The following is a 25,415-nucleotide window of genomic DNA, read 5'->3' on the forward strand; positions in this document are numbered from 1 at the left end:
CCGCCATCCTTGTTAACCGTTGAAAACAATACGCTTCCTTCAGCGGCTAGCTTGCCTTCGCAAATGGATTGTCGCAAACGCGACAGGCTTATGAAGCGGACGGCTCATCCTGCCTCTCGCAACGCCGAGCTCGAATGTTAACGCGGTTGCGACACGCCGGCAGGGCGCGAATGTCGCGGAGTATTTGTGGCCCGCACCGCTTAGATCCATGGTCGCGTGCGCATCGAAACGGCGTTAGCCGCGCCCTCCAGCTCCTGCTGAACTCGCTAAAGCGCGCGCGGGTTCTGGCTGACTTGGGCGATCGAGCCTTGCAACAGCTTAAACGGGCCAGTCGACGCTGATGACCGGGCGAGCCGTCCGCAACAGAACGTCGCGCCGGCGTTCTGCCATCCGGCTCTCGCCGCTTTCTTCGCCGAAGCAGAGATTGAACTCGTTACATTGCGTGCAAACGGGCGTCGTGCACATGACGAGGCCTTCGTCCTCGCACAGCGCGCGGTAGAAGAAGCGCTTCCAGCGCATATTGTTATTATTGCGCGCGGCGAGCGGCGCGAAGTGGCGGCTTAGCAGCCGAGAGAGTTCGCCACGATTGCGTAATCCGAGATCTTCCCACAAGTGGTTTGGCTCTATGGCGCGGCGTGCAATCATTGCGGCCAGCCAACTCCCGATACGCCCTTCCGTTGAGCGTTGCTTGAGCAAGAGATCGCGCACCATTGCGATTTCGTCGTTCTCATCGCACTTGAAAGCCAGAAGCTGCTCCGAAACCTTGACCCCGACCGATGGAAAATGGTGGTCCAGCAGGGCCGCCAGCTCGTGGCCGGACAGGCCAGCTCTCTCGGGAAGCGCACCACCATCCATCGAGGCGGCCGCCAGAATCGACGCCAGGACATGGCAATCGAAATTGCTGTCGGTCGCAATGTCGGCCTCTTCAGGGGGCACACCAGTGAGCGCTCGGTAGGTCGCAATTCCTCTTTGCACCTCGTTGCCCGCGTCGGCGCAAGCAGCCCTAAACGGATGGAAGTTCGCTTCGACCATGAATCCCTTGTCAGCGGTCACGTTGGCCCCGTCCCATTCTAGCTGGCCGGGTGATCGTCAGAATGCCGGTCTCCCCGGATTGGGGGGTGAGGGAGACCGGCATCCGTCGCACGCCTCACAAGGCCACGACCCGCGACCTTAAGAGGCCGCGAGCTCGGCGGCGGTCTTGCCGACGATGGATTCGTCGACGGGCTTCATTATGCCATGCTCCATCAGCATGTCCTCGAGCTCGTCCATGGAGATCGGGGTCGGAATGATGCCTTTGCCGCCATTGTTGTGAACCTTGGTCGCAAGATTGCGATAGTGATCGGCCTGCTTCGACTCGGGCGCATACTCCAGCACCGTCATGCGGCGCAGCTCGGCATGCTGCACCACATTGTCGCGCGGCACAAAGTAGATCAGCTGAGTGCCCAGCTTCTTGGCCAGCGCCTCCGCCAGTTCCAGCTCTTTGTCGGTCTGCCGCTCGTTGCAGATCAGGCCGCCCAGTCGCACGCCGCCAGAATTGGCGTATTTCAGGATGCCTTTGGAGATATTGTTCGCGGCATACATTGCCATCATTTCTCCGGACATGACGATATAGATCTCCTGCGCCTTGTTTTCCCGGATTGGCATCGCAAAGCCACCACAAACGACGTCGCCGAGCACGTCGTAGGACACATAGTCAATGTCCTCATAGGCGCCGTTTTCCTCCAGGAAATTGATCGAGGTGATGACGCCGCGGCCGGCGCAGCCGACACCCGGCTCAGGACCGCCGGACTCCACGCAGCGGATGTCCTTGTAGCCGACCTTCATCACGTCCTCGAGTTCGAGGTCCTCCACGCTGCCGGCGCTCGCTGCAAGGCTCAAAATCGTATCCTGCGCCTTGGCGTGCAGGATCAGGCGGGTCGAATCCGCCTTAGGATCGCATCCCACGATCAGGATTTTCTGACCCATCTCGGCCAGTGCCGCCAACGTATTCTGGGAAGTGGTCGACTTGCCGATGCCGCCCTTTCCGTAGAACGCGATTTGTCTCAGTGAAGACATGTTGTTCTCCATCAACCGATTTGCCAAAAGTTGCGCGCTTCCTACACGCGAGCCTGTTTCTCTCTCAGAAACGGGGCACACGGGTTCAAGGGAAGGAGCGCATCGCTCGCCTTACGCGTCGGCGTGCACTCAGCCCTCACTCAGTGTTGCTGCCGCTTAATAGCAACCGCCATGCCAACACTGTCCGCGCTCATTAAGCTTCTGATTGCATTCTAAAAAGCCAACGAGCCGTTGAATAACCCCAGAGTGTTTTGCACCGGACAGGATCCGCTCGGCTGTCAGAAAACGAACACCGGCCCTACCCATCATGCTGGAAAACGCCAGCTTGGCTGAGCAGGTCCAATGCTCTCAACTGGAACGGGACTTGCTCCTCTTCCTGCAAGCCGGTGGTCGGCAATCTGGGCAGAGCGAGATGCAGGTCGAGGTTGGCATCTCTAAGGTACGTGGCCGGCGATGGAGTTCGCGGTCGATGAAGCGAGGTCAATTTTGCGGCTAACCTACTGATTGATCCAACTGGTCGTAACGACGCGCCTGAGCTCAAAGGCAGCAAGAAGCGCCTCACAAGGGTGCCTCGGATCGAGACTAGGGCCCTGCCCCGCGCTTCGTTTGCGAAACATGAAAGGCCAATTCTCGTTGATGAGTTAGTGGTCCAACGAAGGCGTCAAGGCGGGCGCAAACACGGCACGGTGCTCAAGCCGCTTATGTGTGATCGTTTGCACGAGCGTCAAATGCGCTCTCCGACATAGCGGAACCGCCGCCGATCGTTCAGCTCAGCGTACCCACATAGGCATACCATGGCGACAATCCTCTTTTATCAAAAGCCCGGCTGCGTCACCAATGCACGTCAGATGCTGGCGCTGAAGGCCGCCGGCCATGACGTGATAGCCAAGAATATATTGAAGGAGCCGTGGGCTGCGGAGGAATTGCGACACTTCTTCGGCAAGACGCCGATCGCATCCTGGTTCAACCGAGCCGCGCCTCGTGTCAAGTCAGGCGACGTTAATCCTGACGCAATCGACGCAGCGAGTGCAATCGCGTTGATGCTGGCAGATCCGCTCCTGATCAGACGTCCGCTGATCGACGTCGATGGCGCAAGATGCGCCGGATTCGATCATAAAGCCGTGCTGTCGTTGCTTGGCCGGGACACGCAAGATGACCTCGAGGGATGCTCCTACGAACAACAGGGCACGCACTGTCCGCAGATGTGAGGACACGATCGATCATACGACTGCGCCGCCAACCAATGCGAACAACGATCCTCCCGTACCGGCTTTGTCAGGATGGCCGACGACATGTTCGGCGAGAACGCCGACGTGCGTGGTTCTTCGTAACCAACGGCGCTCAGATTGCTCGGTTTGAGTAAGACATGTTCGTCGCCTGCGGTGCGGGAAACCACCGCAATTCGATCGCGCTTGTCGCACAAGATTCCTGCAGCCTGGATTTGATCAGAGCTTTGAGCCGAGACACGGTTAGATTCGGCAAAGACAGAACATTGAACTGAATAAACGATCCGGACAGAACCACGGAGCTTCGCGGCGTGATCCTTATGCAACGTGACTGCATAATTGCGCTACGTGCGCTGCCATTTTGATCAGCATCAAATCAATCGCCGTCTCCCATGTGTGACAGAGATCTCGCGCGACTCTTCGCGCGGACTTTGGAATGGAGAATTCGATGAGGATAAAAACAATTCTGACGACGACATCGCTGCTCGCGCTCGCGAGCTCGTTGGCCAGCATGTCGGTTCAAGCCGCCGACCTGGCGCAGGCCCCTATCTACTACAAAGCCCCCCCAATCGAACCCTTCAATCCGTGGATGATCCGCCTGCGCGTTCTTGGCGTCTTACCGGATACCGCAGGCAGCTCCGTCAATGTCGCCGGAGCGCCGCCGCTATCCTCGCCCGCTTCCGGGATATCGATCAGCGACCAAGCGGTACCGGAGCTCGATATCACCTATTTCTTCACAAGAAACGTTGCCGCCGAACTCATTCTCGGTGTGAGCCGCCATCACATCAGCGGCACAGGTACGCTGAATGGACTAGATATCGGCAAGGCTTGGCTGTTGCCGCCAACGCTGACTCTGCAATATCACTTCACCGATTTTGGCCCGCTCAAGCCTTACATCGGCGCGGGCATCAACTACACCGCATTCTTCAACCAATCGGCTGCCAATACGTCGCTCACCGGCCTTGCCGTGACGGATTTGCAAATCGCCAACCAGTTCGGCGCCGCGGTCCAATTCGGCTTCGATTATATGCTTGACCACCATTGGGGCCTCAACTTCGACGTGAAGAAGTTGTGGTTGCGGCCGGATTATTCGGCGACCGTGAACAATGCGATTGCCGTCACCGGCCGCGCCAATATCGACCCATGGCTCGTCAGCGGTGGCATCACCTACAAGTTCTGAGGCTGGAAACACGCTTCAGTGAACTTCCCGGCCGCGCCGGGTCGCCGGACGCGTCTCTCCGTCATAATACAGTACAAACGCGAGCGAGATGATGTGTAAAGACGCATCGTCTCGCCGGTGACCAGGAGCCATTCCCAGCATTGCTGTCGCTGTGCGTCACGGATGTGTCGGTAAGGGGTGGAAAAAAAGCAAATCGAGCCACTAGCGATCAATAGGGCTCCTGCTCGTGTTTCCCGGCATTAGCAGAAACGACCGCCTGCTTATCGGAGCTGAGAATTCAAGGCGGTCGTCCCCTGTGTGAGAACGACCGCACTTGCAAGAGAGTTGGGCTCAGGGCTCATCGGCCCCCCATCATGGGTAGAATCCGATCAAGGCTTACCTTTAGCGCATGTTCTTGAAACCAAAGCCATAGCGACAAGTAAGCAGTCCCGTGTTAGGCACGTACTGGAAGCGTTAGGGCACCCGATCATCGTCGAACGTTCCGAGATGCCAGCTATTGGACGGATAGGCCAGCGATGTTTGATACAAAGGGCGAGCGACGCCTTTAGCTTCGCCTCAGCACCATCACGAGGCGATCGACACGTTTTCCCTGCTTGAGATGAGAGTCTACGATTTCATCAACATCCTCAGGCGTGGTGGCGCGATACCAGATTCCGTCTGGATAGACGACGATCAAAGGACCGGAGTTACAAAAGCCAAGGCAGCCCGTCACCGTGAAGCCGACGTCAGTGAGGCCTTGCGCTTCGACCGCCTTGCCCATCCGATCACAGAGGGCCTGCGCCCCAGAAGCGCCGCAACTGCCGTGCGGATGACTCGGCGGACGCTGCGTGTTGCAGGCAAAGACGTGATGCCTATAAAGTTGAGGAAGCTCGAATTCGGTTTCTGCATTCATGCGCCTATCCTGAAATCAACGGCCTCCATCATCTGAAAAGAGACAAGATCCGAGCGCATCCGCCCGAACAACCTGCTCCTCAGTCGAACGCCGCATCGACCAATTGATCCTACTAATTCCCACTCCAGCTTGCGAAAGCGGGCGGCATGCCGATCATGATCGCTGACGATCAGCGATACTCGACATCTAGAATATCCTCCTTGATCAGTTTCAACCTCGCGGTGTCTGCCTCCGCATTACTTACGCAACGATCCAACTTTCTCCAAGCAAGTTCCGCACCAGTTGCGTCGCGCTCATTTCGTCAGCGATCTCATTCGCTGCTCCGGCGCGACTGACAATTATGCCGAGGTTGCAACATTGTCGCCCTCCCTTGTTCCATGCGTGACATATGGCACATCGCGTTTGATACGCTCCCGCTTCAGCATTTCGCGTTGCGCACAGTTCGCACGCACAATAGCCGGACCACGCCAACGCGCCCGTTCGTGCATTCGACCTTGGCCGCCGCCATCGGCTGACTATGGTGCGGCACTCGCTAAGGGCATCGCATGAACGAAAGCTTGGCATTGCAATTGCTACGCCCGCCTCGGCGGTCGTCCAAGAATTGCGATACAGGATCGTCATTCCTCCAGACCAAACGGTCCTGTCAGTCTGGGTCCCCCCATTTCAACCAGCCCAGACGGTGCCCTCGGCGTAACCGCCGAGGGCATTTCCTTCTCAAAGACATCGTATCCCGCGGCGGCAATGGCCTGCTGGCTCGATTTTGGGTGCGCTAGCGCCAAAGCATCTCCTAGGTGCCGCGAAGGTCGCGGTCGCACGAGGTTCGTCTGTTCGCCTCTCAACTTCAAAAGCATTGACGCGCGTCCGCACCAGCACTCATTGGTACGATGGCATTATTCGGCGACAACGCGCCGGAGACAACTTGAGCAACGGCCAAGTGAGACGCCCGTTAATCGGGATGGATCGTTATGTCCATGGTTTCGTCGCTATCCTCGAACGGGGCGGAAAACCCATCATCCTCAAGTAGCTTGATGCCACACAGGCAGACGTCACCTTCGATGACGGCGAGTGCGACCGGTTCAAGCGTTTGTCCAGTGCAGGGACCATCGATGCGCAGCCCAGTGTCGATCTCAAATCTCGCACCGTGCCGTGCGCATCTGAGAAAGGAGCGATCGGAGGAGAAGAACTCGCCGGAGCCGATGTTGAGCCATAAGCTGTCATGCGGACAACGATTGACGTACCCTAGATAGTCGTCGCCAAAAGTGCGAACCACAACAATTGGAAACGGCCGGCTCTCTCCGCTGTCGTCTACCTGCGACAGGCTAAAGGCCATGGCGCCACACCGCTCGATGGCATCGGCCGGACAGACGGCGAACACCTCGATCTGATCAGACATCGGGCCGATCATCCCTTTGCTCACCCAGGCCGCGCAGTTTCCTGCTTGAAAGCTTCGACTGAAGCCCGGGCCAGCCGAAAAACGCCGCGGCCACGAGCGAGCGGCCGATAGGTCGAGCCGGCACGGGTATTGAGGACATCAAACCATTGGTTTGGCGTGAGCTTCGCCGGGCGCTCGCTGATTTGGATCACTCTCCCGTTTGGAGCGAAGCGGACGTGAATGATGACCTGTTGAGAAGTCATGGCAACCCCTATTTGGCCGACCTTAAAGACCCGAGCCGAAACTGAGGATCTCTGTTGTGACGTGCTCCGTTTCCGACAGCTTGCGTGGCCTCCAGCCGCGGCTTGGAGACCGCGCCTCGCTACTTTCGAGCAGGTCTTCTCCGTGCTCACGGCCACCCTGGTCGCCCCGCTTATCTCGCGCGACGTCGCAAAGTAGGATCATCGCCATTCAATCGTCGTCCTTCGATGTGGTGGATGACGCGCATCTCAGTAGATCGCTGCCCCTGCGCCCACGTTGATCGAGGCATCTTTCACGGCCTCGACAATGAACTGGATCTTGTCGTTCGTGAGATGGGTGTGAAACGGCAGCGCCAGGGCGCGATCGGCGATCTTTTCGGCAACCAGGAAATCGCCACGTCGATAGCCGAGTTCGAAGTAGTGGCGTTGCAAGTGCAGCGGATGGCTATAAGCGACGGCTTCAATTTGGGCGACGCGCAGATCATCGACGATGGCATCGCGACCGGATCGAGTGAAGCGTGTTCCGAGATGGACGAGATAGAGCAGCCAATTCACCTCGGTCACATGGGGACCAACATAAGGCGGCTTGATGCCCTCAAATGATTGCATATGCGCGTTGTAGAGCAGCTCCACCAGCCGACGACGCTCAAGGATTTCATCGAGACGCTTGAGCTGCGCCAGCCCTAAGGCTGCCGTGAGATCACTCATGCCGGCTTGGTATGGTGCTGCGGCACCGACGATCACGGAGGAGCGTTCGTCCAGGCGGTGGGCGCGATAGCGACGCAAGCCGACCGCGATGTCGATATCGTCCGTTACCACCATTGCGCCTTCGCCACAACTCAGGGCCAAGGGCTGGGCAAAGTCGAAGACCGCCAGGTCGCCAAACCGGCCGACGAGCTCGCCCTTGTAGCGCGATCCGATTGCTTCGGTGGAATCCTCTAGAAGCGCCAGATGGTGGCGCTGCGCGATCGCCCTCAGTTCCGACCACGGCGCGGGATGGCCGTTGGGATTGCCGGCGACAATCGCCCGCGTGTGGGCCGTGATGCGCTCTTCAGCTTTATCTGGGACCAATGTTCCCGACCAATAGTCGATGTCGGCAAATACCGTCCGTGCGCCTGCAAGACCGATCGCATGGACCGTCTCGCGGAGGGAATAGGGCGAAGCGATGACTTCCTGCCCTGGCCCGATGCCGACCGCCTTGAGCGCAAGCAGGAGCCCAATGGTGCCGCTCGAGACCGCAACGGCATATTTGCGGCCAAGATAGGCTGCAAAAGCGTGCTCGAACGCCTCAGTGACCCACCCATTGGAGATCTGCGGCGAGCACAGAATCGTTTCCACGGCGGAGAGCTCGGCGAAGGTGATATCGGGATCGGACAATGGAATGAAGGACGTATTTGGCTCCATTCTGTCCGCACCATCAAGCCGATGCGCTGCCAGTTCAATCCCGCTCACCGCGCAACATTCCTTCTTGCCAACACGATGCCGGTCGCGCGCTTCGGATCGGCCGTAATCTGCACGCAGTGATCCGACTCGTCGAGCAAATGCAGGTCGAAACGAGGAAACCGCCGAAACGGCTAATCCGTCACATCCGACGCATCGCAGCGAACGCATGCAAGCTGCGGAAAGCGGCGCCGCAGCTCGACAAGCGGGCCCGTGTCCGCGCCGTCGACAGCAAGCAGCCGTTCGATTTCAATCAATTCCTCCGCAGTAAGCGCCATCGTGGCTCCTCTAGTACTCTCCTAAGGTGGTCGTCATTGCCAGAACAGGCGCTCCGGATCCGCGTTCAACTCATCGATTGCTGAAGTCAAGCGGTGGTAAAGGCTGTAAAATTCCCAGATCCCTTGCGCGTGGTTCTTGCAAAACAGCTTCCAGATCCCACTGACGGTGTCGTAAAGAATCAGCGCGACATCAATGAGACCACCATCCTGGTCGATATTGCGCGAGCAACAGGGACTCTCGACCAGATAGCCACCCCTCACTGGCGTCACGTTCGGCGAGACATAGAGATAGCGCCTGCGCGAGCTCAAGCCGCGCTCGATTCGCTTGCGATCGAGCTCGTTTGGGTGAGGAACCAACCCGGTCTTTACCTTCCTCATCAGCGCGGCAGTCATCGCGAAAGCCCCCCTTCAGAGCACCGTGATTTCTTCTTCAAAACAGCCAATGAGCCGTTGCACACCAAAATCGACAGTATAGATCGGCACGTCAGCTTCGGTATGGATAGCGACTCTGACGATCTCGCCGGTTGCTCCGGCGCCAAGCACGATCCCGTCGGGTTCCGTATTGGGAAAAGAGCCATCGTTGATGAGGTCGACCGCCGCTCTAACGCGTTGGCCCCGCCGATATTTCGGAAAGCGGCCCTCAGTCATGACACAGCCTCTTCCGGCAATGGCAAATCATCGATCTCCTCGCACGCGTCCACCGGCTCAAGCTCCTTGCGCTTCATGCCAACGCGGTAGCCACGTTCGACAAACTCGACGCCGTAGATGTAGAATTGCTGCAGGAACGTTCCGATCGAAACGACGTAACCCACCTCTCCCTTCCTGACCAAAACCTCGCCAATCTCTTTGCCGCGAAAGGTGCCATCATTACGGATTGTGCGATTGGCACGCACCTTTTCGCTAAAGCTGAAGACAGGCGGCCCGCTGAGCTCGACGACGTCGCTATCGCGAACGATTTTATTCATGCAGCGCTCCCTCATGGACATGCAGGGCCGCTGCCGTACCAGCGCAAGCGAGCCCTGCATCGATTTGGCCTCATTTTCGAAGACATCTGGCGATTCACCAGCGGCAATGCCGCACGCCATTTCAAGGCGGACATGCCGGTCAAGACCGCGCTGCGGTGCAGTTAGCACCCTCGGCAACAGTCCCTGCATATTCTCGAACCGCACGGGGGCGTTCGGGTCGTTCACCATGGCTAACGCCCACTCATTGTGAACAACCCTTGCCAGCATACGGCGGCACTCGACCTCCGCATCGCTCAACAATCGGTCGAACAGCTGCGGCGCGATGCGGCGCGCAACGGCGCGATCAACTTCATTGTCCTGGCCGGCGCGCATCGGCGTCATTCCCTCGCATCAAGCGAAGATCCGGGCCAGACGGCGAGGCTGCGATCGGGCTCGTTTCGCAGTCGCAGGAGCAAGCGCATGGGCGCATTCCTGGGCACGGTTCGCATCATCAAGCGGCGGCAATCCGTTCTTTAGGCTGGCGCCTGGTAGCGTGCCAAGGATGTGTCAACGACGCAGGTATTGTCGACCGGACAGGCGGCGACACATTGCGGCTCGCCGAAATAGCCGATGCATTCGGTACATTTTGCCGGTTCAATGACGAAGCTCCCCGCCTTCTCAGAGATTGCAACGTTCGGGCACAAGGGTTCGCAGGCTGAGCAGCTCGTACACTGCGAGGCAATGATCTTGAATGGCACATAACCTCCCTACGCCGCAGAGATCAGGGCTCCCTGCCGAAGCGACGCGTCACCGCGCTTCGCGTGCTGGATCTCACCGCTTTTCACCCGATCGAGATAGGACCGGAACCAGGAGATCGCCGACTTCTCGATGAACTCATGCGCGTATTGATCAACCGGCTCGATTCCAGCCTTGATCAGATTGCTTTTCGGGCTTCCTCCGATTTTGGCTACGAACACCGCATGGCAGTCATTGATGCCGCGGATAATGGTCGAAAGCCGATCCTCCTCGCCATAACCGCCTTGGCAGTAGACGTCCACGCGGCGGTGGCCGACAAATTTTGTGCCGGATGTGGAAAGTTCGTAGACTTGGAATTCCCTCGCATGTCCAAAGTGCTCGTTGATCAGGCCGGAGCCTTTGGTTGCGACTGCCACCAGAAGCGTGATCTCGCTCACCTCTCCGGCCAATTCCCCGAGCTCTTCTTTGCTGGCCGCGGCCTTGGCAGCACGCTCATCCTCTACCCGGTCTTGGTAAGCCTTGCGCATCTCGAGGTCGTATTTGACGTCCATCTTCATGACTTGGTCGGTCGTAAACTCTGCGCTGCGATCTTCTCCGAGCAGACCCACAGCATCGGCACGGCACTGACGGCAGTGACGCATCATGTTCATCTCCCCTTCGCAAGCATCTTGCAACGCCTTCAATTCCTGCGCTGTCGGACCGCGCTGACCGTGGAGGCCAAACACTGTACCGTACTCGGGCGCGGAGATTAGCGGCATGATATTGTGGAGGAAGGCGCCGCGCGACTTCACCGCCTTGTTCACTTCAACCAAGTGATCGTCGTTGATATGCGGGATCATCACAGAGTTGACCTTACACAGGATGCCCCGTTCGCTAAGCATCTCCAGGCCCTGCAGCTGGCGGTCGGCAAGTACCCTTGCCGCGTCGAGGCCGGTGTGGCGCCTGTGGTTGAAGAAGATCCAAGGATAGATCTTGGCGCCGATTTCGGGATCGATCATGTTGATGGTGATCGTGACATGGTCAATCTTGGACTTGGCGATGACGTCAACATAATCTGGCAGGCTCAGCCCATTGGTTGATAGACACAGCTTGATGTCCGGAGCCGCTTTGGCGACGAGTTCGAACGTCTTGAACGTCTTTTCAGGATTGGCCAGCGGATCGCCGGGACCGGCGATGCCAAGCACGGTCATCTGGGGAATAGTGGCCGCGACCGCAAGCGCTTTCTTTACCGCCTGCTCCGGCGTGAGCTTCTCGCTCACCACGCCCGGACGTGATTCGTTGGCGCAGTCGTATTTGCGGTTGCAGTAGTTGCACTGGATGTTGCAGGCTGGCGCTACTGCGACGTGCATGCGGGCGTAATGATGATGCGCCTCTTCGCTGTAGCAGGGATGATTCTTCACTTTTTCCCAGATCTCGGTCGGCAGATCGCCTTGCCCTACCCGCGAGCCGCAACTCGCCTGCCCGGAGTTGGACGAGGTGCGGCAGCCTTTATGCTCGGCGGCCGGCTGCACCATCTTGCTGGCACCTACCGCAGCTTTGGCACATTTTCCGCGCCCGACGACCGCATTCATCTCCCATGTCTCCCTGCAGGCAATCATCGGCTTCCCAGGACCAGCCCCGAGAGCCTCAGCAAGAGCAGTAGCAACTCACATGCCATGGTAGAGTCGACGCAATTGCAGCCATGCGCCAAACGGTTAGCTGGAACAGCAACGTCAACGGATGCAAGAACAGCAACGATGCGCATGTTTGAAAGGCAACAAGTACGTCGTATTTCTGCCGCCGAGCTCCACGGCGCTGCATTCATTCAAACTCCAAGCATGCGCGATCCCGGCTCCTTCTCCGTTGGCCCTGATGCGATGCGGCATCTGACAATAGGCCGATGCGAGCTGGCGATCCGGCTTCGCAACGCACTAATGGGTGAGCAGTATCTCGACTGCGCGAGGCAATCCAATCGCAAGCGGCGTCAGGCCCTGCTCGCGCAGAAAGCGGAGCTCATTGCGTGAGAGCGCATCCAGATCAACGATCGCATAGTGGGTTTTGGCTGAACGCTTGATGATTTGCCGGGCATAGCTACGCAACAGCTGGTCGTTGAACCGACAGCCGATGAAGAGAAAGCTCTGTCCGATCCGCCTTTCCTTGATGATGTCCGGAATCGGTGTCTGGATGTCGATTTCGGTCAGCGCCTCGACATAGTCAGCGTGGGAGATCAGGAAGTTCTTTGCCGGCTGCACACCGCCATGCGGCTTGTACAGCACCGTCGTCCAGCTGTCCGCCACGACACCGTCGACCTCTTGGCCAATCGAGTCATAAAAGCGATACCAACGATTCTCGCCAATGCTGGCACGGGTGATACCCTGCACTTCGCCCCACCCATCGCGCTTATCCAACGCCCGGCGCATCGCGCCATCATACCATATGTCGACTATGATGGGCAGCGAAAGAGACGCAAGATGATCGTGCAAGGCGGTCGGCTCGACCGGCCGAGCGAAGGCCTGCGCCATCAATGCCGTCACGGTGGAGCGATGTTTGCTGATTTCGATGTGCTGCGCCGCGGCCCATGCATTGCCCTTGGCCCGCCGCGGCAGCGCAACCTTGCTGGCGAAGAAAGCAGATAACGCCTCGGGTGTCGTCGGCACATCGGGTCTGGACAGTTCGGCAAGGCCAGGACCGATATAGGGAACAATGCTCGCGGCCCTCAGCCCGGCAGCGACGTCCGCGAGAATGGCCTTAGCATCGGTCGCATTGACAAAATCGATCTGCACGGGCGCATTCACGGATCGTCACCGTCTTCGCCTCGTTTCTTGGCGTTGATTGTTACCGGCAAGCGCGTATCGCTCGCCATCTGCGGCAAATCGAGCACCCAGCCATTGGCAATTTTGATCCAGCCGCCCCATAGCGTCTCGTGCTCGGATTCCACGATCGGCTCTTCAAGATCCTTTTTCGGCACGTAGATCGATAGGCCCGCGTCCCGAGCGCGGCGGATCATGATCTTCACGAGCTCAACTCCCTCGACTGCAGCGCATGGCTGGGCTGACCGGCCGATCCCCGCAAATTGGCGCGCAGGCGAGCCACGATGTCGGATAGTACGCACACGACCTCATCGACCTCCGCAACAGAGGTTTCACGCGACAGAGAAAAGCGCACCGCGCCGCGCATACTCCGCTCCGGCACCCGCATGGCGCGCAGAACATGCGATGGCTCCATTGAGCCGGACTTGCAGGCTGCCCCCAGCGACACTGCAATGCCCGCACGATTGAGATGATGGACGATTGCTTCGCTTTCGAGATCATCGAACGCGATATTGGCCGTGTTCGTTAGCCGATTGCTAGCATCGCCGAGCACCGCGCACTCGCCGCTGTGCAAAATCCCCTGCTCCAGGCGGTCGCGCAACGCGCCAATGCGAACACGCTCCGGCTCAAGCCGCTCGACCGCCAGTTCCGCAGCTTTTCCAAGACCAACGATGCCGGGGACATTCTCAGTACCGCCGCGGCGCCGACGTTCCTGCGATCCACCCCAGATCAGCGGGCGGAATTTTGTCCCTTTGCGCAGATAGAGCGCGCCAATCCCTTTTGGGCCATGCAGCTTGTGCGCCGAAAGCGACAGCATGTCGATCGCACTGTCCTTCAGGTCGACGCGTTCCTTACCGACGGCCTGGACCGCATCGGTGTGAAACAGCGCGCCTGCCTCACGGGTCAACCCGGCCAGAAACTCCACGGGAAAAATCGTACCGGTCTCGTTATTGGCCCACATAGTCGAGACGATCGCCGTGCGGGGCCCGAGCGCGCAGCGAAACGCCTCGATGTCGAGCCGGCCGCGGGAATCTACCGGTATGATATGTATCTTGACGCCTTTCGGCGCCAATTGCTCGACCAGCGAAAGGATCGCGGAGTGCTCAACCGAGGTGGTAACGATCTCGTCACGGCCTTCCTGGCTCGCCAGCGCCGAGAGGATGGCAGCATTATTTGCCTCGGTCCCACCTGAGGTAAAAACGATCTCATGATCGTCGGCATTCCCCAACAGATCCTGCAAGCTACGGCGCGCCTGCTTCAGCGCGGTTGCGGCCTCGCCGCCAAAGGCGTGGCTGGACGACGCGTTGCCGAATCGCTCGGTGAAGAAGGGCAACATGGCTTGCACGACGGACGGATCGGTCCGCGTCGTCGCGTTGTTATCGAGATAAATCTGCACCTGATCCCCCGCTCAATCTCATGCCTTGGCTACGGCAGCAGCCGGGACGAAGCGGACGAATTCCCCGAGCCTCTCGACAAGCCACGCCTGAATGCCTTCCAGCACCCCGCTCGAGAGCTTGCAGAATGCGCTGCCACCAACGCTGACCATGTTCCTGCTGCCACCGATCCGGATCACTCGACTGCCGTCACCCCGTTGCAGAATGGGTCGGATCTCCTCGAGTACGGCGCGAATGCGCGGTTTTCGGCCGTTCACGGCGGCCTGCAATTGCCTGAGTTGCTCTGATTCGGCCAGCATGCTTGATCTCTCTTCCATATCAGCTGAACGATTTTCCGCAGGAGCAGCTCGAGGTGGCGTTCGGGTTGTGAAAGGTGAAGCCTGGGCTCTCCAGCGCCATCACGAAGTCGATGGTTGTTCCGACCAGATGTTGATGGCTCTTGTCGTCGACAAACACCCTCAGGTCGCCGCACTCAATCACTTTGTCGTCGGGCTTCGGTTCCTCGGCCAGACCCATCGTGTATTTGAACCCGTTGCAGCCGCCTGCCTCGACCATAATGCGCAGGCCACTAGCTGGCTGCCTCGATGATGAAATCGCACTCTTGACCGCGTTCACCGCACTGTCCGTCAGGTTGATCATGGCTAATCCTTCATCTGCTTAGGACTGCCTGCTCATGGCAAGTCATGTGCCAGCGCTCAGGAGTTTGATGATGCTTGCCTTTTCGGATCGTGCCTGTTTGCTTTGGAACTCGTGTCGAATTACCGACAAAGCTGCTTGAGCTAGTCGGAGCCGATTTACGGTTTTCCTTCCAAGCTACGCCGCGGACCGCTGCCCATGGACGGCAAGCAATTTGCATTGCATCTCGCACCGGCCAGAGCGTCGGTGAAACGCTTAGATCGAGGACAACTTTGATGACCGCAATCGAGAACACCGCACTCGGCAGACTTGAGAAGGAGGGACGGCTGCTCAATGCCGTATTCAAAGGCGGGACCATTAAACCTGGCCGGTTCGGCTTTCGCGGCGACGTCGCACTGAAATTCCAAACCCAGGTCGCGGACGAGAAGCGGCCGCCGGACTATTCGATCGAACAAGTCTTGACGATCGCGCAGGACGGAGAGCGAACCATTCCGGTGCTAGCCGGCTATCTGCATTCCTTTGCGTACCTTGCCGACGTTGCAGGCGTGCTGGACGGCGCATTAAGCCCCGACGGCAGCTACTTCATGTTCTGCAACAACATAGATCTGCTGGCGAAATACCGGGTCAAGCTTGGCAACGCTACTTTCCACGTCCTCCCATGCGACGAGTCTACAGTTTGGAAGGAAATGATGGACCTGGTCGGGATCAACAAGGACGACATCAAGAAGCTCGATTCCGGTGGCAAGCTGGATTACCTGCTCGATGCGGCAAAGACTCTAAATCTGTCCTGTGACGAGATCTCGTACGAAGATGGACTGAAGAGGATGGAACCCGTGAAGAATCGGAACGAAAATCGGCCGGTCTGAGCGCAGGCTTCATTCATCGGAGGGAGCGTCGTCTTCGACAAGACGCACGCCGACGACGCAGATTTCGCCGTCCAGAACTGTCAACGCGATCGGCGTAAGCGCTCCCCCCTTACATGGACCTTCGACGCACCGCCCGGTGGCTCAGTTCAAAGGTCGCTCCGTGCTTGCCGCACATCAGTCGGACGCCATATGGATCGAAGAACTCGTTTCGCTCCACATCCAGTTTGACGCTGTTGTGCGGGCATTTGTTAACATAGCCAAGCACTTTCTTACCCCATCGGATCACAACGATGGACCACGGCCGTTGATTGCCCTCGTCATCGACGACCATAAGGTCAAATCCCCTCGCCCGTCGGCTTGGAATGTCGTCGAAGCCGCAAATCGCATAGATGGCATTGACTGCTCGTTGATTGCGAGGCGTGCCTCGTTATCGCTGTACGTCAATTAGGCAAGACCCGGTAGGAGCGCCCAACCGGCTCAGCTTTGTGGCACTCCAAGCGAGCAAGCTCGACAGCGAGCACAACTCATTGGCGCAGGTGCGGCCGGCCGCGTCGCTTTCGCTTTCGCCCATCAGCTTTTCCGATCACTTGATGGAAACCGCCAAGCTGTCGCTCACAGAGCGGCAATGCCGTTCTGGTCAGCCGAACAAACCAGACCTGCGGATTGGCGTGGCCGTCACTTTGGCGTGTCTTCGACGAGGGGCGGAACACCGTCTCTCTGTACCGTCGATCTTCGGATACACGGCGACGTTCCCGTGCATGCGCGGGCCGTAGCGGCTTGAACAGTGATGACAATGATGCGGTCCGATCAGAGCCGAACAGAATACAATGACTCCTGGATGCTCGCAGGCCGTCTCGCTGAGCGGCAGCTAATCGAGAGCGGCGATGCAAACGTTTGCGTTACGACTAGCGCTCGCCGGTCGCCACTTCGCCTCGACGAGCAGACTGGCCTCGGCGGCGACATCAGAATCGATGTGCCAATACCGAGCGCCTCGTTAATGAAGCCGATTTAATAGCTGGCAATGATTCACGCTTTGCAGTCGGGCGAGCTTGCCGATGGCGGCAACCCTATCACCGCCAAATCCGAGACAGGTTTTCCTTAGGGCGCACGCAGAAGGCGTGCGCCCTATCAAGCGAGAACCGTCGCTGCTGCGTGCACTCCGCGAATGCGGGCCGGCCACTTCTGGCCGGGTGGCATTATCGCGACTGCTTTACTCCATGCTCAGCCCGGCAAGAGCGCGCTCTAAGTAGAATGACGGATCATCGTCAGAAGAGTTCCACTCTTCAGTAGCAGTATCACCGTCATCTACCTTAGCAAGGTACTGTGTGGGCTTGCCTACTCGCTGCCACTCGTTGTTATCATTCTTCGTCCACACTTCGGGATGCTGATGAGGATCAAGCACCCAGTTATTTTCATCCCAGTGAACAAAACCCATTTCCGCCAAGCGGGGCTCCATGCCGGGCAAGGCCGGGTTTGACAAGATCAACGGATTAGCGCCATCCTGTCTCAATTGGTGTTCCAGGAGAATATCGCCCGCATTTTCGGCCAGGGGATGCGTCACCCGAAGGTCTACGACGGAAGTGATATCGTTGCGCCCGAACTGTTGCCGGAAATCCTCTCTATCGATGAGAACCGGACCTCCTGCTCTTAGGAGCCCAACAGTTTCGTTACCCAACTGATAGCTGTAAAATCGGGCGGGCCTGGTCGGATCGTAATGAGTGCTTCTATAGGCTCCAGCAACAATTGCCGCGCGCTCAGCCTTCTTGGATACGAAATCCGAGTACTCTTGTGGATTCCTGGCGATCTGCCTGATGTCGTCGCCCAAAAATCTCCGCAGCCCTGCATTGAAGGAAGATTCGGTGATGTCTTCTATTGGTGGATCCGAAGCCAGAAAGTATGACGCCGGCGACGACCCACCTGACCCGACGTCTGAAAGCGTTTCCGAAAAGCGCGAGCTATCTCCCGCCTCTTCCGATTCATCAGCTTGGCTGGCGTTTGGGGACTGGCTGGATGAGCCAACGATTCTGCCATACATCAGATCGCTCTCCTATCGGCACAATTGCACGCTGTAGAGCTCGTGCCGCGCAAGCTCTGACGACGAGGATACGCGGCTTAGCTGACCGTAAGCTGACCCACACGGCGCAGAACATCTGTCCGGCTTCCACGTAACGACCAGGCTATCAGCACGCGATTCGTGTAAACACGCGTTGCTCATCGAGCTGCAATCGATAGCCGCGCATTGCGTGATATTGCTGATGGTTGATTTTTCGCTGACCGGCCAGTTGTCGATACAGATCCGCGACCACCGCCACATCAGACCGCTGGGACGTCATAGGTTTGAGCATGACATTGACCAAATGCAACCGTCCGTCGAGGGCCGGCCCGCGCTTGCCCCCATCAGCCGTTCCATGCTTTTCTTAGAGCATGATTGGTTCATGTTGAAGCGTATCCGGCGTTTGCGATGTAGTTGGCGCATTCCTGGGGCGTGAAGCAGTCGAGTAGAGCGCCGATGCGCATCCAGGTTGCTTCGACGGTTCGCTCGGCAGCTTTTCGGAGCAAGGTCTTGAGCTTGGCGAAGACCTGCTCGATCGGATTGAGATCCGGGCTGTAGGGCGGCAAGAAGAACAACTTTGCGCCGGCGGCGCGGATGGCGCGACGGACGGTCTTGCCTTTGTGACTGCCGAGGTTGTCGATGATGACAATGTCGCCAGGCTTAAGTGTCGGAACCAGCATTTGCTCGACGTAAGCCAGGAAGCTCTCGCCATTGATCGGACCATCGATCACGCAGGGCGCCTCGATGCGATCATGGCGCAGGGCGGCCAGGAAGGTCAGCGTCCGCCAGCGGCCATGCGGGGCCTTGGCGATCAGTCGCTCGCCACGTGGCGCACGGCCGTGGGTGCGCGTCATGTTGGTTTTGGCCCAGGTTTCGTCGATGAAGACCAGCCGGGAAGGATCAAGCCGTCCTTGATATTTTCGCCATTGCGCCCGCCGCCGGGCGACGTCGGGGCGATCCTGCTCGCTGGCGTGCAGGCTTTTTTTTGAAGCTGATGCCTTCGTGCTCGAAGAAGTGCCACACCGCGTAATAGCTGACCTTGATCCCGCGCTCGGCCAGTTCCGCCCGCAGGGCGCGCAACGTCACGTCCGGCTGTTCGGCAAGCCGCTTGAGCAGCCAGTCGCGTTCGGAAGACAGCGCGTAGGGACGATTGCCGCCCATCTGCCGCGCCGCCGCGCTTCCGGTCGCGCGAAACCGCTGCGACCACTTCACCACGCTCGCAACGCTGACCTTGAAGGTGGCAGCCACCGACCGGCAGCTCTCTCCCGCCGCTACCGCGGCAACAACGCGCTCGCGCAAATCAAGAGAATAGGCCCGTCCCATCAGATGCTGGCCTCCTCCAGCCAGCATCTTGAATCAGAACTCCGCTGATTTGGGATTCTTGAGGGTTCTGTGAGGTCGCGTAGCAGGCGCGAGCCGCGCACGCGGTGGCGCGTGCGACCTCATAGAAGCCGGATTGAACGAAGCCGCGGAGTTGTGGGCGCTATGGGGATAGTGCAGCCGAAGCAACTGCGGAGAAGGCGCGCCTGTGGCGGCCGTGCGTCGGCGAGACATTGATCGGACGTGAGCGGGGCCATTGCTCGGTCCGAGAGCACGATGCCGCGAGCGATTTGCTGTGCTGGGATGCGCGGCCGCATGACTGACGGGGTGAGTGGTGACGAGCGCGGCCACGGCGACATCGGACGTTGCCACCGCGAAGGTGATCACGGAAGGGGTGGATGGTGCAGGCGCTGGTCATGACGTGTCACAACGAAACGGATGGTCGCGCGCGCAGGCTCGCGGGACGACGTCGATGCGCCGCATGGTGCCGCCGCAATGCGGGCAGACCGGGATCTCGCATTTGACGAGGGGATCGCCGCCGGCTTCTTGATCAGCCGGAGCGTTGCGGACGTCAAGGAGTTGACGGCAGAGGGCGATTTTATCGTTGCGTCCGCCATTGGCGAGAAAGCCATAGTGGCGGATGCGGTGAAAGCCGTCCGGCAGGGTGTGCAGGAGAAAGCGACGCATGAACTCATCGGCATCAAGCGCCATCACTTTGGCTTTGCGATTCTGCCGATAGTCCTTCCAGGAAAAGCTCACCTTCCCATCGGCGAGTGAGATCAGCCGGCTGTTGGCGATGGCGACGCGATGCGTATAGCGGCCGAGATAAGCCAGCACCTGTTCGGGCCCACCGAATGGCGGCTTGGCGTAGACGACCCAGTCGGTCCGTCGGAGCTGATCGAGCCGCTGGGTAAACGCGGCGGGATCGGCGAGACGGGCGAGATCACCAAAAAAGCCCAACTGGCCAGCCACGAAGGCAGCTTGCAGCTCTTGCAGAAACAGGCGGCGGAACAGCCGAGAGAGGACGCGCACCGGCAGGAAGAAGCCGGGCCGGCAAGCGACCCAGCGGATGCCGTCGGGCGAAGGTCCACCACCAGGCACGACACAGTGGAGATGCGGATGGTGTTGCAGGGTCTGGCCCCAGGTATGGAGGACGGCGGTCACGCCGAGCTGGGCGCCGAGGTGCTTGGGGTCGGCCGCGATGGTGGTGAGCGTCTCGGCCGCGCAGCGGAACAGGATGGCATAGATGACGGCCTTGTTCTGGAAGGCGATCTCCGCGGCGGAGGCCGGCATGGTGAAGACGACGTGGAAATACGGCACGGGAAGGAGCTCGGCTTGCCGCTCGGCAAGCCATTGCGCGCGCGCCGCGCCCTGGCACTTCGGACAGTGCCGATTGCGACAGGAGTTGTAGGCGATCCGTGTGGCGCCGCAGTCGTCGCACTGCTCGACGTGGCCGCCGAGCACAGCCGTCCGGCATGCCGTGATCGCGCCCATGACGCGCCGCTCGACGCGGCCCAAATGCTCGGCACGGGCTTGCCGAAACGCTTCGCCGTAGCGGCGGAAGATATCCGCCACCTCCAGAACCGGAGCCATCAGGTCCGCTCAGCCGGGCGGCACGACCTCTAGGCGGAGCCGGTCAAGTGGACTTGGCGTATTGCTGATGGTCTTTGTGGCGACTTGGGTATAGCGCGCCGTGCTGGCCAGACTGGCATGGCCGAGCAGCACCTGGATGATGCGCACGTCGGCCCCGTTCTCCAGGAGATGGGTCGCGAATGTGTGCCGCAGCGTATGCACGGTCACCGACTTGCTCAAGCCGGCCGCAGCACAGGCTGAACGGCAGGCGGCGTGCAGCACGTTCGGGACGAGCGGACGCTCGTCGTCGCGGCCGGGAAATAGCCATCGTTTTGGCCGAGTGAGCCGCCAATAAGTCCGCAGAATCCTCAAAAGCTGCGGCGAGAGCATAACGTAACGGTCCTTGCCGCCCTTGCCGTGCTCGACCCGGATCAACATCCGTTGGCTATCAATGTCGACAACCTTCAAGAGGACCACTTCCGATACGCGCAAGCCTGCGGCATAGACGGTGGTCAACGCGGTACGGCTCTTGAGGCTTGGGATTGCTTCCAGGAAGCGTACGACCTCGTCGGTGCTCAGCACGACCGGTAGTTTACGCGGTTTACGCGCATAGGCGATGCGCTCCGGAACGGTGTCATGACCAAGCGTCACACCGTAGAAGAACCGCAGTGCGCAGACGATCTGGTTCAGTGCCGGCCAGGACATCCCCGTCGCAACCAGATGTACCTGGAAGGCACGGATATCCTCGAGGTCGAGCCGGTCGGGAGAACGACCGAAATATCGGCTCAACTTCGCTACGGCGTTGAGGTAGGATTGCTGCGTCGCCGGTGACAGATTGCGGACCGTCATGTCCTCGATCATGCGGCGGCGAAGTGGGCTGATCTCAGCCATCGGAAAACCTCCTGTCTAAAGGGTTGGGCTTCGAAAACCCGCAATCCTCTCAGACAGGAGGCAATCCTTGCCATGCCTCCCTACATGCCGCGCCAGCGGCTTCGTTCAATCCCCAATCGATTCAGACCAAAACGATCACGCTCTAGTGCGCTACCGATCTCGACGATCCCGCATACGTTCTTGCACTGTCCCTCCGGTCCGGTGCAACGACACCCAAACCAAGACGGGTACGGAAGGAACAACTAACTGCTGCCGTCACCAGATTCCCCGTCAACGCGATCGGTCATGGATCTATCGTTGGCGGCACCGAGGCCAAGGTACGGCTCCCCTGTTCCTGAAGAGGACAAGCTACGGGACATAATCGGAACCATCTGGAGGAATGCGCCCTACTTCGGGGAGCTGGCATTCTCCGAACGATTACAATCTGGATCGCGCCTAGTTCACCCGATTCTGCGAGCCCGGATCGGTACAGGACGTCCTTCCACGAAAACATAGAGCTTGCGAAGGATCTTCTCCACAGGATTACGACTCAAATGTATGGCTTGCCTTCTGCGAGCCCAACCGCAATGTCTCCGCTCGCTCCGTCCAACAATCGAGGCTATCACCCACGCTGGCCCAGCCTCAGTTTGGGGCTACACGAGATCGGCTATGGGTCTCGTCCGTCGCGTCCATTGCGCCTGCCGCGGAGAACGATCCTGCCTTCGCTCACGCAGCTTCGGCCGCGGCTGAACCGTGGGTCTGGCAATTGGCCGGACAAACTCTGGCGCAGGCGCCGCAGCCGATGCAGGCGCCGTGATCATTCAAAACCATGATTTTCTTTTCAATTTCCTCGTCCTCGTCGAGGTCGACGAGCTCCCCCTCCTCGTTGATTCCTTTCAACATAATGACGTCTCGACCGCACACCTTGAAGCAGCGGCCACAGCCGATGCACTTGTTGGCATCTATCGAGATCAAATAGTCCGGCGTCCAGTCGCGGCCATCGCGCGTCGCAAATGACATGAATCGGACTCCTTTAGCTATTTTCCAGGGCCTCCAATTCATGGCTCTTGCGTTCGAGTTCAGCATAGGCATCATACGCCTTCTGCGCCACCACCATGATCGATGTCCAGTTGATGGGAAGTTCTTCCGAGAGGTCGTGCAGATCCATTTTGGCTTGTAGCGCTTTGGCCGAGAGTTTCTTTAACTCCGCCTTCAGTAGTTCACGATCGCTCATGAGTTCCCTCAATAGTTTGCCACGTCCGGAAATTTCCGGATCAAGTCGATTCCGGCCCTGACATATTTGTCACCCTCCTGCGCGAGCTTTGCGAGGTTGTCGAAGCCGAACCGATGCATATCGCGCAGCTGCTTGTTCACGGCGATCAGCCGACCCCCGATCAGCACCATGCGGCCAAAGCCTTCATGATGCATCTTCAGCATCGGCTGGATCATCACGCCGGTGGCCCTCTCGATCGAGAGTGCGACTGCGTTGAAGAACAGCTCCAGCCGCCACAGCGTGTCGGGATCAGGATCGCCGACAATCGGCAGTGCCCGCCGCTTTTCCTTGTCCAAGATATAGGGTTCAAGCAGCTCGAAATCGCTCTTGGCCTCCCAGGCTCCGTTGGTATCCTGAGCGCGCCATATTTTGACCAGCTCCTTGAGGAACGGGGAATCAAGGGCGTCGCCCTGCTGCGCCATCTCTGCGGCCTCGGTCATCTCACCTCATTCGTCGAACTCGAATGTGCGCCGTTGGTCCTTCGCCAAGGCCTTGCGCAGCCACGGCGGCGGCGTGCCCTTCAATACGCGCTCGAGCTTTTCGAGCAGCGCAAGGATGTTTTCTGGCTTGTTCACCTTGATAGGATGGATGTTGTTGGCCACGACCCGCGCAGCGCCGGCACCGCCGATGGCGGCAACGTACAGGATTGCACAATCCTTGATCGCCTCGATCTTCGGCGCCAGCTTGTCGTCGTCGCCGTCTGCCTTGAGATCTCCCTCGAACTCCACCGCTTTGAGAAACACGTGCCCGCTGGGCGCGACATCATAGATGGCGATATTCTTTGCCCAACCAAAATGGGCATCGACGCGTCTTAGGTCTTGCGTGGCGAATGCGACCTTCATGCAGTCGACCTCCCAGCTGCGCTGCGGTGGCCCGACGCTAGCGGCAGTGCCGCCGAAGGCCTCCATCTATCCGGCGTCGGCTGATGATTCTCCTCGCGGTCCGCGATCACAAGATTGGCGATATCAAAGATGAGATCGCGCGTGCCACGATAACCGATGGATAGTTGGTGCCCTGCGCCAAGCCGATCGAACATCGGAAAACCGGCTCGATAGAACGGGATTTTCAGCCGGGCCGCCGCCTGCCTGCCATGCGAATGCGTGATCAGCAGGTCGCAATGCTTTGTTCTGGCTAGCTCTTCCAGATCCTCAAGATCGCCGATCAGCACCTCCTCGGTCTTTACCCGCTCGATTACCGCCGACTGCGTGGTCGTCACGGCCGCGCTCACCTGCGCGCCCATCTCGTGCAACATACTGGACAGGTCGAACAGCAGGTCTGGCTCGGCCGCGATTGCAAGTTTGCGACCGCCAATATGGAAGTGAGCGTCCAGCATTGCGTCGGTGAGCTGGCCGCGCTGGCGCCGATATTTCGATGGCATGGGGCGGCCGCTGATCTCGCTCAGAAAAGTCATGAATTCGTCGTTCGGACCGAGACCGCATAACCGCTCGAACAGACGAAATGGCACGCCGGTCCTGGCCTGCATGACCGCTGCTGCTCGCCGCATCTGCCAGCCTATTGCGATAGTCCACCCTGCGCGACCCATGCTCGCGATTTCGTCCACGCCGATGCCGCCGATGGTCGTTGGGGTAAAGTCATCAGGGATATGCCCATCGAGCGACCCCGCCAGATCAGGCAGGAAGGACGGCCGCAACCCAAAATCCTCCAGGATGGCACGAAGTTCATCAAGATCACCCGGCGTGAGGTGGCATCCTGGAAGAACATTCACCCTCGATGGATCGCGCAGGCCATTGACGTTTGGCCCTTCCACCAGCAACTCCACAATGCTCGCCACGGCCTTCTCCCAGCCGTCCTGGAACGCCCCTTTGAAATCAGGCGTCGAAACATAGACCAGCGGTAATTTCGCAAGCTGCGGATGCTTGTCCCGGATCAGCTTGAGGTAGGCATCGACATCGTCTCCATTGGTCTCGGTGACACCGGTCGAGCAGATTCCGATGATCTTTGGCTTGGTACGATTGTAGATATTGAGTATCGCCTGCTCGAGATTCTCATAGCCGCCGAGCACGGTCGCGACCTCGCTCATCGCAGTGGTCTGCAGCGGTACAGCCTCCTTGAAATGCCGCACAAAGAGGGTGAGCCCGAAGGAGGTGCAACCTTGTGAGCCGTGCAAAAGCGGCATCGCCCCGCGTAGCCCCATGAACGCAAATGCGCCGCCGATCGGCTGGCTCATCTTCAACGGGTTAACCGCGCATGCTTTTGTCGGCAACGTCGCGATGGCCAT

General features: G+C 59.0%; 27 protein-coding genes and 2 pseudogenes. 3 read left to right on the plus strand and 26 right to left on the minus strand.

Features of this window, described 5'->3' with window-relative positions:
* Positions 1-318 precede the first annotated feature (318 nt).
* Positions 319-1,032, minus strand: coding sequence for a nitrogen fixation protein NifQ (locus XH92_RS37625; RefSeq protein ID WP_246788626.1), 714 nt, complete (start codon positions 1,030-1,032; stop codon positions 319-321).
* 138 nt (positions 1,033-1,170) lie between these two features.
* Positions 1,171-2,055: a nitrogenase iron protein gene (gene nifH, locus XH92_RS37630; protein WP_026192307.1), complete on the minus strand. Its 885-nt coding sequence runs from the start codon at positions 2,053-2,055 to the stop codon at positions 1,171-1,173.
* A 794-nt stretch (positions 2,056-2,849) separates the two neighbouring features.
* On the opposite strand from nifH, the gene XH92_RS37635 reads away from it, so the two are divergent.
* Both XH92_RS37635 and XH92_RS37640 read left to right on the plus strand, forming a co-directional pair.
* Positions 2,850-3,263, plus strand: coding sequence for an ArsC/Spx/MgsR family protein (locus XH92_RS37635; RefSeq protein ID WP_194456560.1), 414 nt, complete (start codon positions 2,850-2,852; stop codon positions 3,261-3,263).
* A 454-nt stretch (positions 3,264-3,717) separates the two neighbouring features.
* Positions 3,718-4,461, plus strand: coding sequence for an OmpW family outer membrane protein (locus XH92_RS37640; RefSeq protein ID WP_194456561.1), 744 nt, complete (start codon positions 3,718-3,720; stop codon positions 4,459-4,461).
* A 544-nt stretch (positions 4,462-5,005) separates the two neighbouring features.
* On the opposite strand, the gene XH92_RS37645 is transcribed toward XH92_RS37640, so the two are convergent.
* The 14 genes and pseudogenes from XH92_RS37645 to XH92_RS37710 all read right to left on the minus strand — a co-directional run bounded on the left by XH92_RS37645 (position 5,006) and on the right by XH92_RS37710 (position 15,225).
* Positions 5,006-5,353 carry a ferredoxin gene (locus XH92_RS37645; protein WP_194456562.1) on the minus strand — a complete coding sequence of 116 codons (348 nt, stop codon included), beginning with the start codon at positions 5,351-5,353 and terminating at the stop codon, positions 5,006-5,008.
* A 946-nt stretch (positions 5,354-6,299) separates the two neighbouring features.
* Entirely contained in the window at positions 6,300-6,758 is a 459-nt protein-coding gene (locus XH92_RS37650) for a Rieske (2Fe-2S) protein (protein ID WP_371817879.1), read from the minus strand.
* 476 nt (positions 6,759-7,234) lie between these two features.
* Positions 7,235-8,389, minus strand: a complete 1,155-nt coding sequence (locus tag XH92_RS37655) for a DegT/DnrJ/EryC1/StrS aminotransferase family protein (protein WP_194461622.1) — start codon at positions 8,387-8,389, stop codon at positions 7,235-7,237.
* Positions 8,390-8,433: 44 nt separating this feature from the next.
* Positions 8,434-8,703, minus strand: a pseudogene (locus tag XH92_RS37660) (hypothetical protein).
* A gap of 33 nt (positions 8,704-8,736) precedes the next feature.
* The gene (locus XH92_RS37665) at positions 8,737-9,096 is read right to left on the minus strand and encodes a DUF3024 domain-containing protein (RefSeq protein ID WP_194456564.1); all 360 of its coding nucleotides are present in this window, start codon (positions 9,094-9,096) and stop codon (positions 8,737-8,739) included.
* 15 nt (positions 9,097-9,111) lie between these two features.
* Entirely contained in the window at positions 9,112-9,351 is a 240-nt protein-coding gene (locus tag XH92_RS37670; protein ID WP_168855132.1) for a nitrogen fixation protein NifZ, read from the minus strand.
* Positions 9,348-9,668 (minus strand): nitrogen fixation protein NifZ, encoded by a 321-nt coding sequence (locus XH92_RS37675; RefSeq protein WP_194461623.1) that lies wholly within the window; start codon positions 9,666-9,668, stop codon positions 9,348-9,350. The genes XH92_RS37670 and XH92_RS37675 overlap by 4 nt, the downstream gene beginning before the upstream one ends.
* Positions 9,669-10,180: 512 nt before the next feature.
* The gene (locus XH92_RS37680; RefSeq protein ID WP_194456565.1) at positions 10,181-10,405 is read right to left on the minus strand and encodes a 4Fe-4S binding protein; all 225 of its coding nucleotides are present in this window, start codon (positions 10,403-10,405) and stop codon (positions 10,181-10,183) included.
* A 9-nt stretch (positions 10,406-10,414) separates the two neighbouring features.
* On the minus strand, positions 10,415-11,917 hold the full coding sequence (nifB, locus tag XH92_RS37685) for a nitrogenase cofactor biosynthesis protein NifB (RefSeq protein ID WP_371818112.1): 1,503 nt from the start codon (positions 11,915-11,917) through the stop codon (positions 10,415-10,417).
* A 396-nt stretch (positions 11,918-12,313) separates the two neighbouring features.
* The gene (locus tag XH92_RS37690) at positions 12,314-13,177 is read right to left on the minus strand and encodes an SIR2 family protein (RefSeq protein WP_194456567.1); all 864 of its coding nucleotides are present in this window, start codon (positions 13,175-13,177) and stop codon (positions 12,314-12,316) included.
* Positions 13,174-13,398 (minus strand): putative nitrogen fixation protein NifT, encoded by a 225-nt coding sequence (gene nifT / locus XH92_RS37695; RefSeq protein WP_168855138.1) that lies wholly within the window; start codon positions 13,396-13,398, stop codon positions 13,174-13,176. The genes XH92_RS37690 and nifT overlap by 4 nt, the downstream gene beginning before the upstream one ends.
* The gene (locus tag XH92_RS37700) at positions 13,395-14,528 is read right to left on the minus strand and encodes an aminotransferase class V-fold PLP-dependent enzyme (protein ID WP_246788627.1); all 1,134 of its coding nucleotides are present in this window, start codon (positions 14,526-14,528) and stop codon (positions 13,395-13,397) included. The genes nifT and XH92_RS37700 overlap by 4 nt, the downstream gene beginning before the upstream one ends.
* 78 nt (positions 14,529-14,606) lie before the next feature.
* Positions 14,607-14,885, minus strand: coding sequence for a hypothetical protein (locus XH92_RS37705; RefSeq protein WP_194456569.1), 279 nt, complete (start codon positions 14,883-14,885; stop codon positions 14,607-14,609).
* 19 nt (positions 14,886-14,904) lie between these two features.
* Complete coding sequence (locus tag XH92_RS37710; RefSeq protein WP_194456570.1) at positions 14,905-15,225, minus strand: iron-sulfur cluster assembly accessory protein; 321 nt, start codon at positions 15,223-15,225, stop codon at positions 14,905-14,907.
* A gap of 272 nt (positions 15,226-15,497) precedes the next feature.
* Here XH92_RS37710 and XH92_RS37715 point away from each other — a divergent pair, with 272 nt between their 5' ends.
* Positions 15,498-16,088 carry a hypothetical protein gene (locus XH92_RS37715; RefSeq protein WP_168855142.1) on the plus strand — a complete coding sequence of 197 codons (591 nt, stop codon included), beginning with the start codon at positions 15,498-15,500 and terminating at the stop codon, positions 16,086-16,088.
* Between the two features lie 9 nt (positions 16,089-16,097).
* Here the strand turns inward: XH92_RS37715 and XH92_RS37720 are convergent.
* From XH92_RS37720 to nifN, 10 genes and pseudogenes are all read right to left on the minus strand, one after another.
* A pseudogene (locus XH92_RS37720) lies at positions 16,098-16,479 on the minus strand (Rieske (2Fe-2S) protein).
* A gap of 819 nt (positions 16,480-17,298) precedes the next feature.
* Positions 17,299-18,123, minus strand: a complete 825-nt coding sequence (locus tag XH92_RS37725) for a host specificity protein (RefSeq protein WP_246787986.1) — start codon at positions 18,121-18,123, stop codon at positions 17,299-17,301.
* 398 nt (positions 18,124-18,521) lie between these two features.
* A protein-coding gene (locus tag XH92_RS37730; RefSeq protein WP_194456571.1) for an IS630 family transposase occupies positions 18,522-19,464 on the minus strand; the annotation gives its coding sequence in 2 pieces (ribosomal slippage) (positions 18,522-19,127 and positions 19,129-19,464; 942 coding nt in all).
* Positions 19,465-19,875: 411 nt separating this feature from the next.
* Positions 19,876-21,057, minus strand: coding sequence for an IS91 family transposase (locus XH92_RS37735; RefSeq protein ID WP_246788628.1), 1,182 nt, complete (start codon positions 21,055-21,057; stop codon positions 19,876-19,878).
* Between the two features lie 6 nt (positions 21,058-21,063).
* Positions 21,064-21,924, minus strand: a complete 861-nt coding sequence (locus tag XH92_RS37740; RefSeq protein ID WP_194456573.1) for a site-specific integrase — start codon at positions 21,922-21,924, stop codon at positions 21,064-21,066.
* Positions 21,925-22,629: 705 nt separating this feature from the next.
* Positions 22,630-22,923: a ferredoxin III, nif-specific gene (fdxB, locus tag XH92_RS37745; RefSeq protein WP_194456574.1), complete on the minus strand. Its 294-nt coding sequence runs from the start codon at positions 22,921-22,923 to the stop codon at positions 22,630-22,632.
* Positions 22,924-22,936: 13 nt separating this feature from the next.
* Entirely contained in the window at positions 22,937-23,137 is a 201-nt protein-coding gene (locus XH92_RS37750; protein ID WP_194456575.1) for a CCE_0567 family metalloprotein, read from the minus strand.
* A gap of 8 nt (positions 23,138-23,145) precedes the next feature.
* A complete protein-coding gene (locus XH92_RS37755) occupies positions 23,146-23,616 on the minus strand; it encodes a NifX-associated nitrogen fixation protein (protein WP_194456576.1) in 471 nt (156 codons plus the stop codon).
* Between the two features lie 6 nt (positions 23,617-23,622).
* A complete protein-coding gene (gene nifX, locus XH92_RS37760; protein ID WP_194456577.1) occupies positions 23,623-24,018 on the minus strand; it encodes a nitrogen fixation protein NifX in 396 nt (131 codons plus the stop codon).
* Positions 24,015-25,415 carry a nitrogenase iron-molybdenum cofactor biosynthesis protein NifN gene (gene nifN / locus XH92_RS37765; RefSeq protein ID WP_194456578.1) on the minus strand — a complete coding sequence of 467 codons (1,401 nt, stop codon included), beginning with the start codon at positions 25,413-25,415 and terminating at the stop codon, positions 24,015-24,017. The genes nifX and nifN overlap by 4 nt, the downstream gene beginning before the upstream one ends.

The organism is Bradyrhizobium sp. CCBAU 53421, from assembly GCF_015291625.1.
Classification (GTDB): domain Bacteria; phylum Pseudomonadota; class Alphaproteobacteria; order Rhizobiales; family Xanthobacteraceae; genus Bradyrhizobium.

Coding starts and splice junctions, on each gene's coding strand:
- XH92_RS37710 (WP_194456570.1), bottom strand. CDS start 15,225: ATGATCAACCTGACGGACAGTGCGGTGAACGCGGTCAAGAGTGCGATT.
- XH92_RS37740 (WP_194456573.1), bottom strand. CDS start 21,924: ATGGCTGAGATCAGCCCACTTCGCCGCCGCATGATCGAGGACATGACG.
- XH92_RS37655 (WP_194461622.1), bottom strand. CDS start 8,389: ATGGAGCCAAATACGTCCTTCATTCCATTGTCCGATCCCGATATCACC.
- XH92_RS37645 (WP_194456562.1), bottom strand. CDS start 5,353: ATGAATGCAGAAACCGAATTCGAGCTTCCTCAACTTTATAGGCATCAC.
- XH92_RS37725 (WP_246787986.1), bottom strand. CDS start 18,123: ATGTATGGCAGAATCGTTGGCTCATCCAGCCAGTCCCCAAACGCCAGC.
- XH92_RS37670 (WP_168855132.1), bottom strand. CDS start 9,351: ATGACTGAGGGCCGCTTTCCGAAATATCGGCGGGGCCAACGCGTTAGA.
- XH92_RS37640 (WP_194456561.1), top strand. CDS start 3,718: ATGGAGAATTCGATGAGGATAAAAACAATTCTGACGACGACATCGCTG.
- XH92_RS37755 (WP_194456576.1), bottom strand. CDS start 23,616: ATGACCGAGGCCGCAGAGATGGCGCAGCAGGGCGACGCCCTTGATTCC.
- XH92_RS37635 (WP_194456560.1), top strand. CDS start 2,850: ATGGCGACAATCCTCTTTTATCAAAAGCCCGGCTGCGTCACCAATGCA.
- nifX (WP_194456577.1), bottom strand. CDS start 24,018: ATGAAGGTCGCATTCGCCACGCAAGACCTAAGACGCGTCGATGCCCAT.
- XH92_RS37665 (WP_194456564.1), bottom strand. CDS start 9,096: ATGACTGCCGCGCTGATGAGGAAGGTAAAGACCGGGTTGGTTCCTCAC.
- nifB (WP_371818112.1), bottom strand. CDS start 11,917: ATGGTGCAGCCGGCCGCCGAGCATAAAGGCTGCCGCACCTCGTCCAAC.
- XH92_RS37715 (WP_168855142.1), top strand. CDS start 15,498: ATGACCGCAATCGAGAACACCGCACTCGGCAGACTTGAGAAGGAGGGA.
- XH92_RS37675 (WP_194461623.1), bottom strand. CDS start 9,668: ATGAATAAAATCGTTCGCGATAGCGACGTCGTCGAGCTCAGCGGGCCG.
- nifH (WP_026192307.1), bottom strand. CDS start 2,055: ATGTCTTCACTGAGACAAATCGCGTTCTACGGAAAGGGCGGCATCGGC.
- XH92_RS37705 (WP_194456569.1), bottom strand. CDS start 14,885: ATGCTGGCCGAATCAGAGCAACTCAGGCAATTGCAGGCCGCCGTGAAC.
- nifN (WP_194456578.1), bottom strand. CDS start 25,415: ATGGCCATCGCGACGTTGCCGACAAAAGCATGCGCGGTTAACCCGTTG.
- XH92_RS37625 (WP_246788626.1), bottom strand. CDS start 1,032: ATGGTCGAAGCGAACTTCCATCCGTTTAGGGCTGCTTGCGCCGACGCG.
- XH92_RS37700 (WP_246788627.1), bottom strand. CDS start 14,528: ATGTTGCCCTTCTTCACCGAGCGATTCGGCAACGCGTCGTCCAGCCAC.
- XH92_RS37650 (WP_371817879.1), bottom strand. CDS start 6,758: ATGATCGGCCCGATGTCTGATCAGATCGAGGTGTTCGCCGTCTGTCCG.
- fdxB (WP_194456574.1), bottom strand. CDS start 22,923: ATGTCATTTGCGACGCGCGATGGCCGCGACTGGACGCCGGACTATTTG.
- XH92_RS37750 (WP_194456575.1), bottom strand. CDS start 23,137: ATGAGCGATCGTGAACTACTGAAGGCGGAGTTAAAGAAACTCTCGGCC.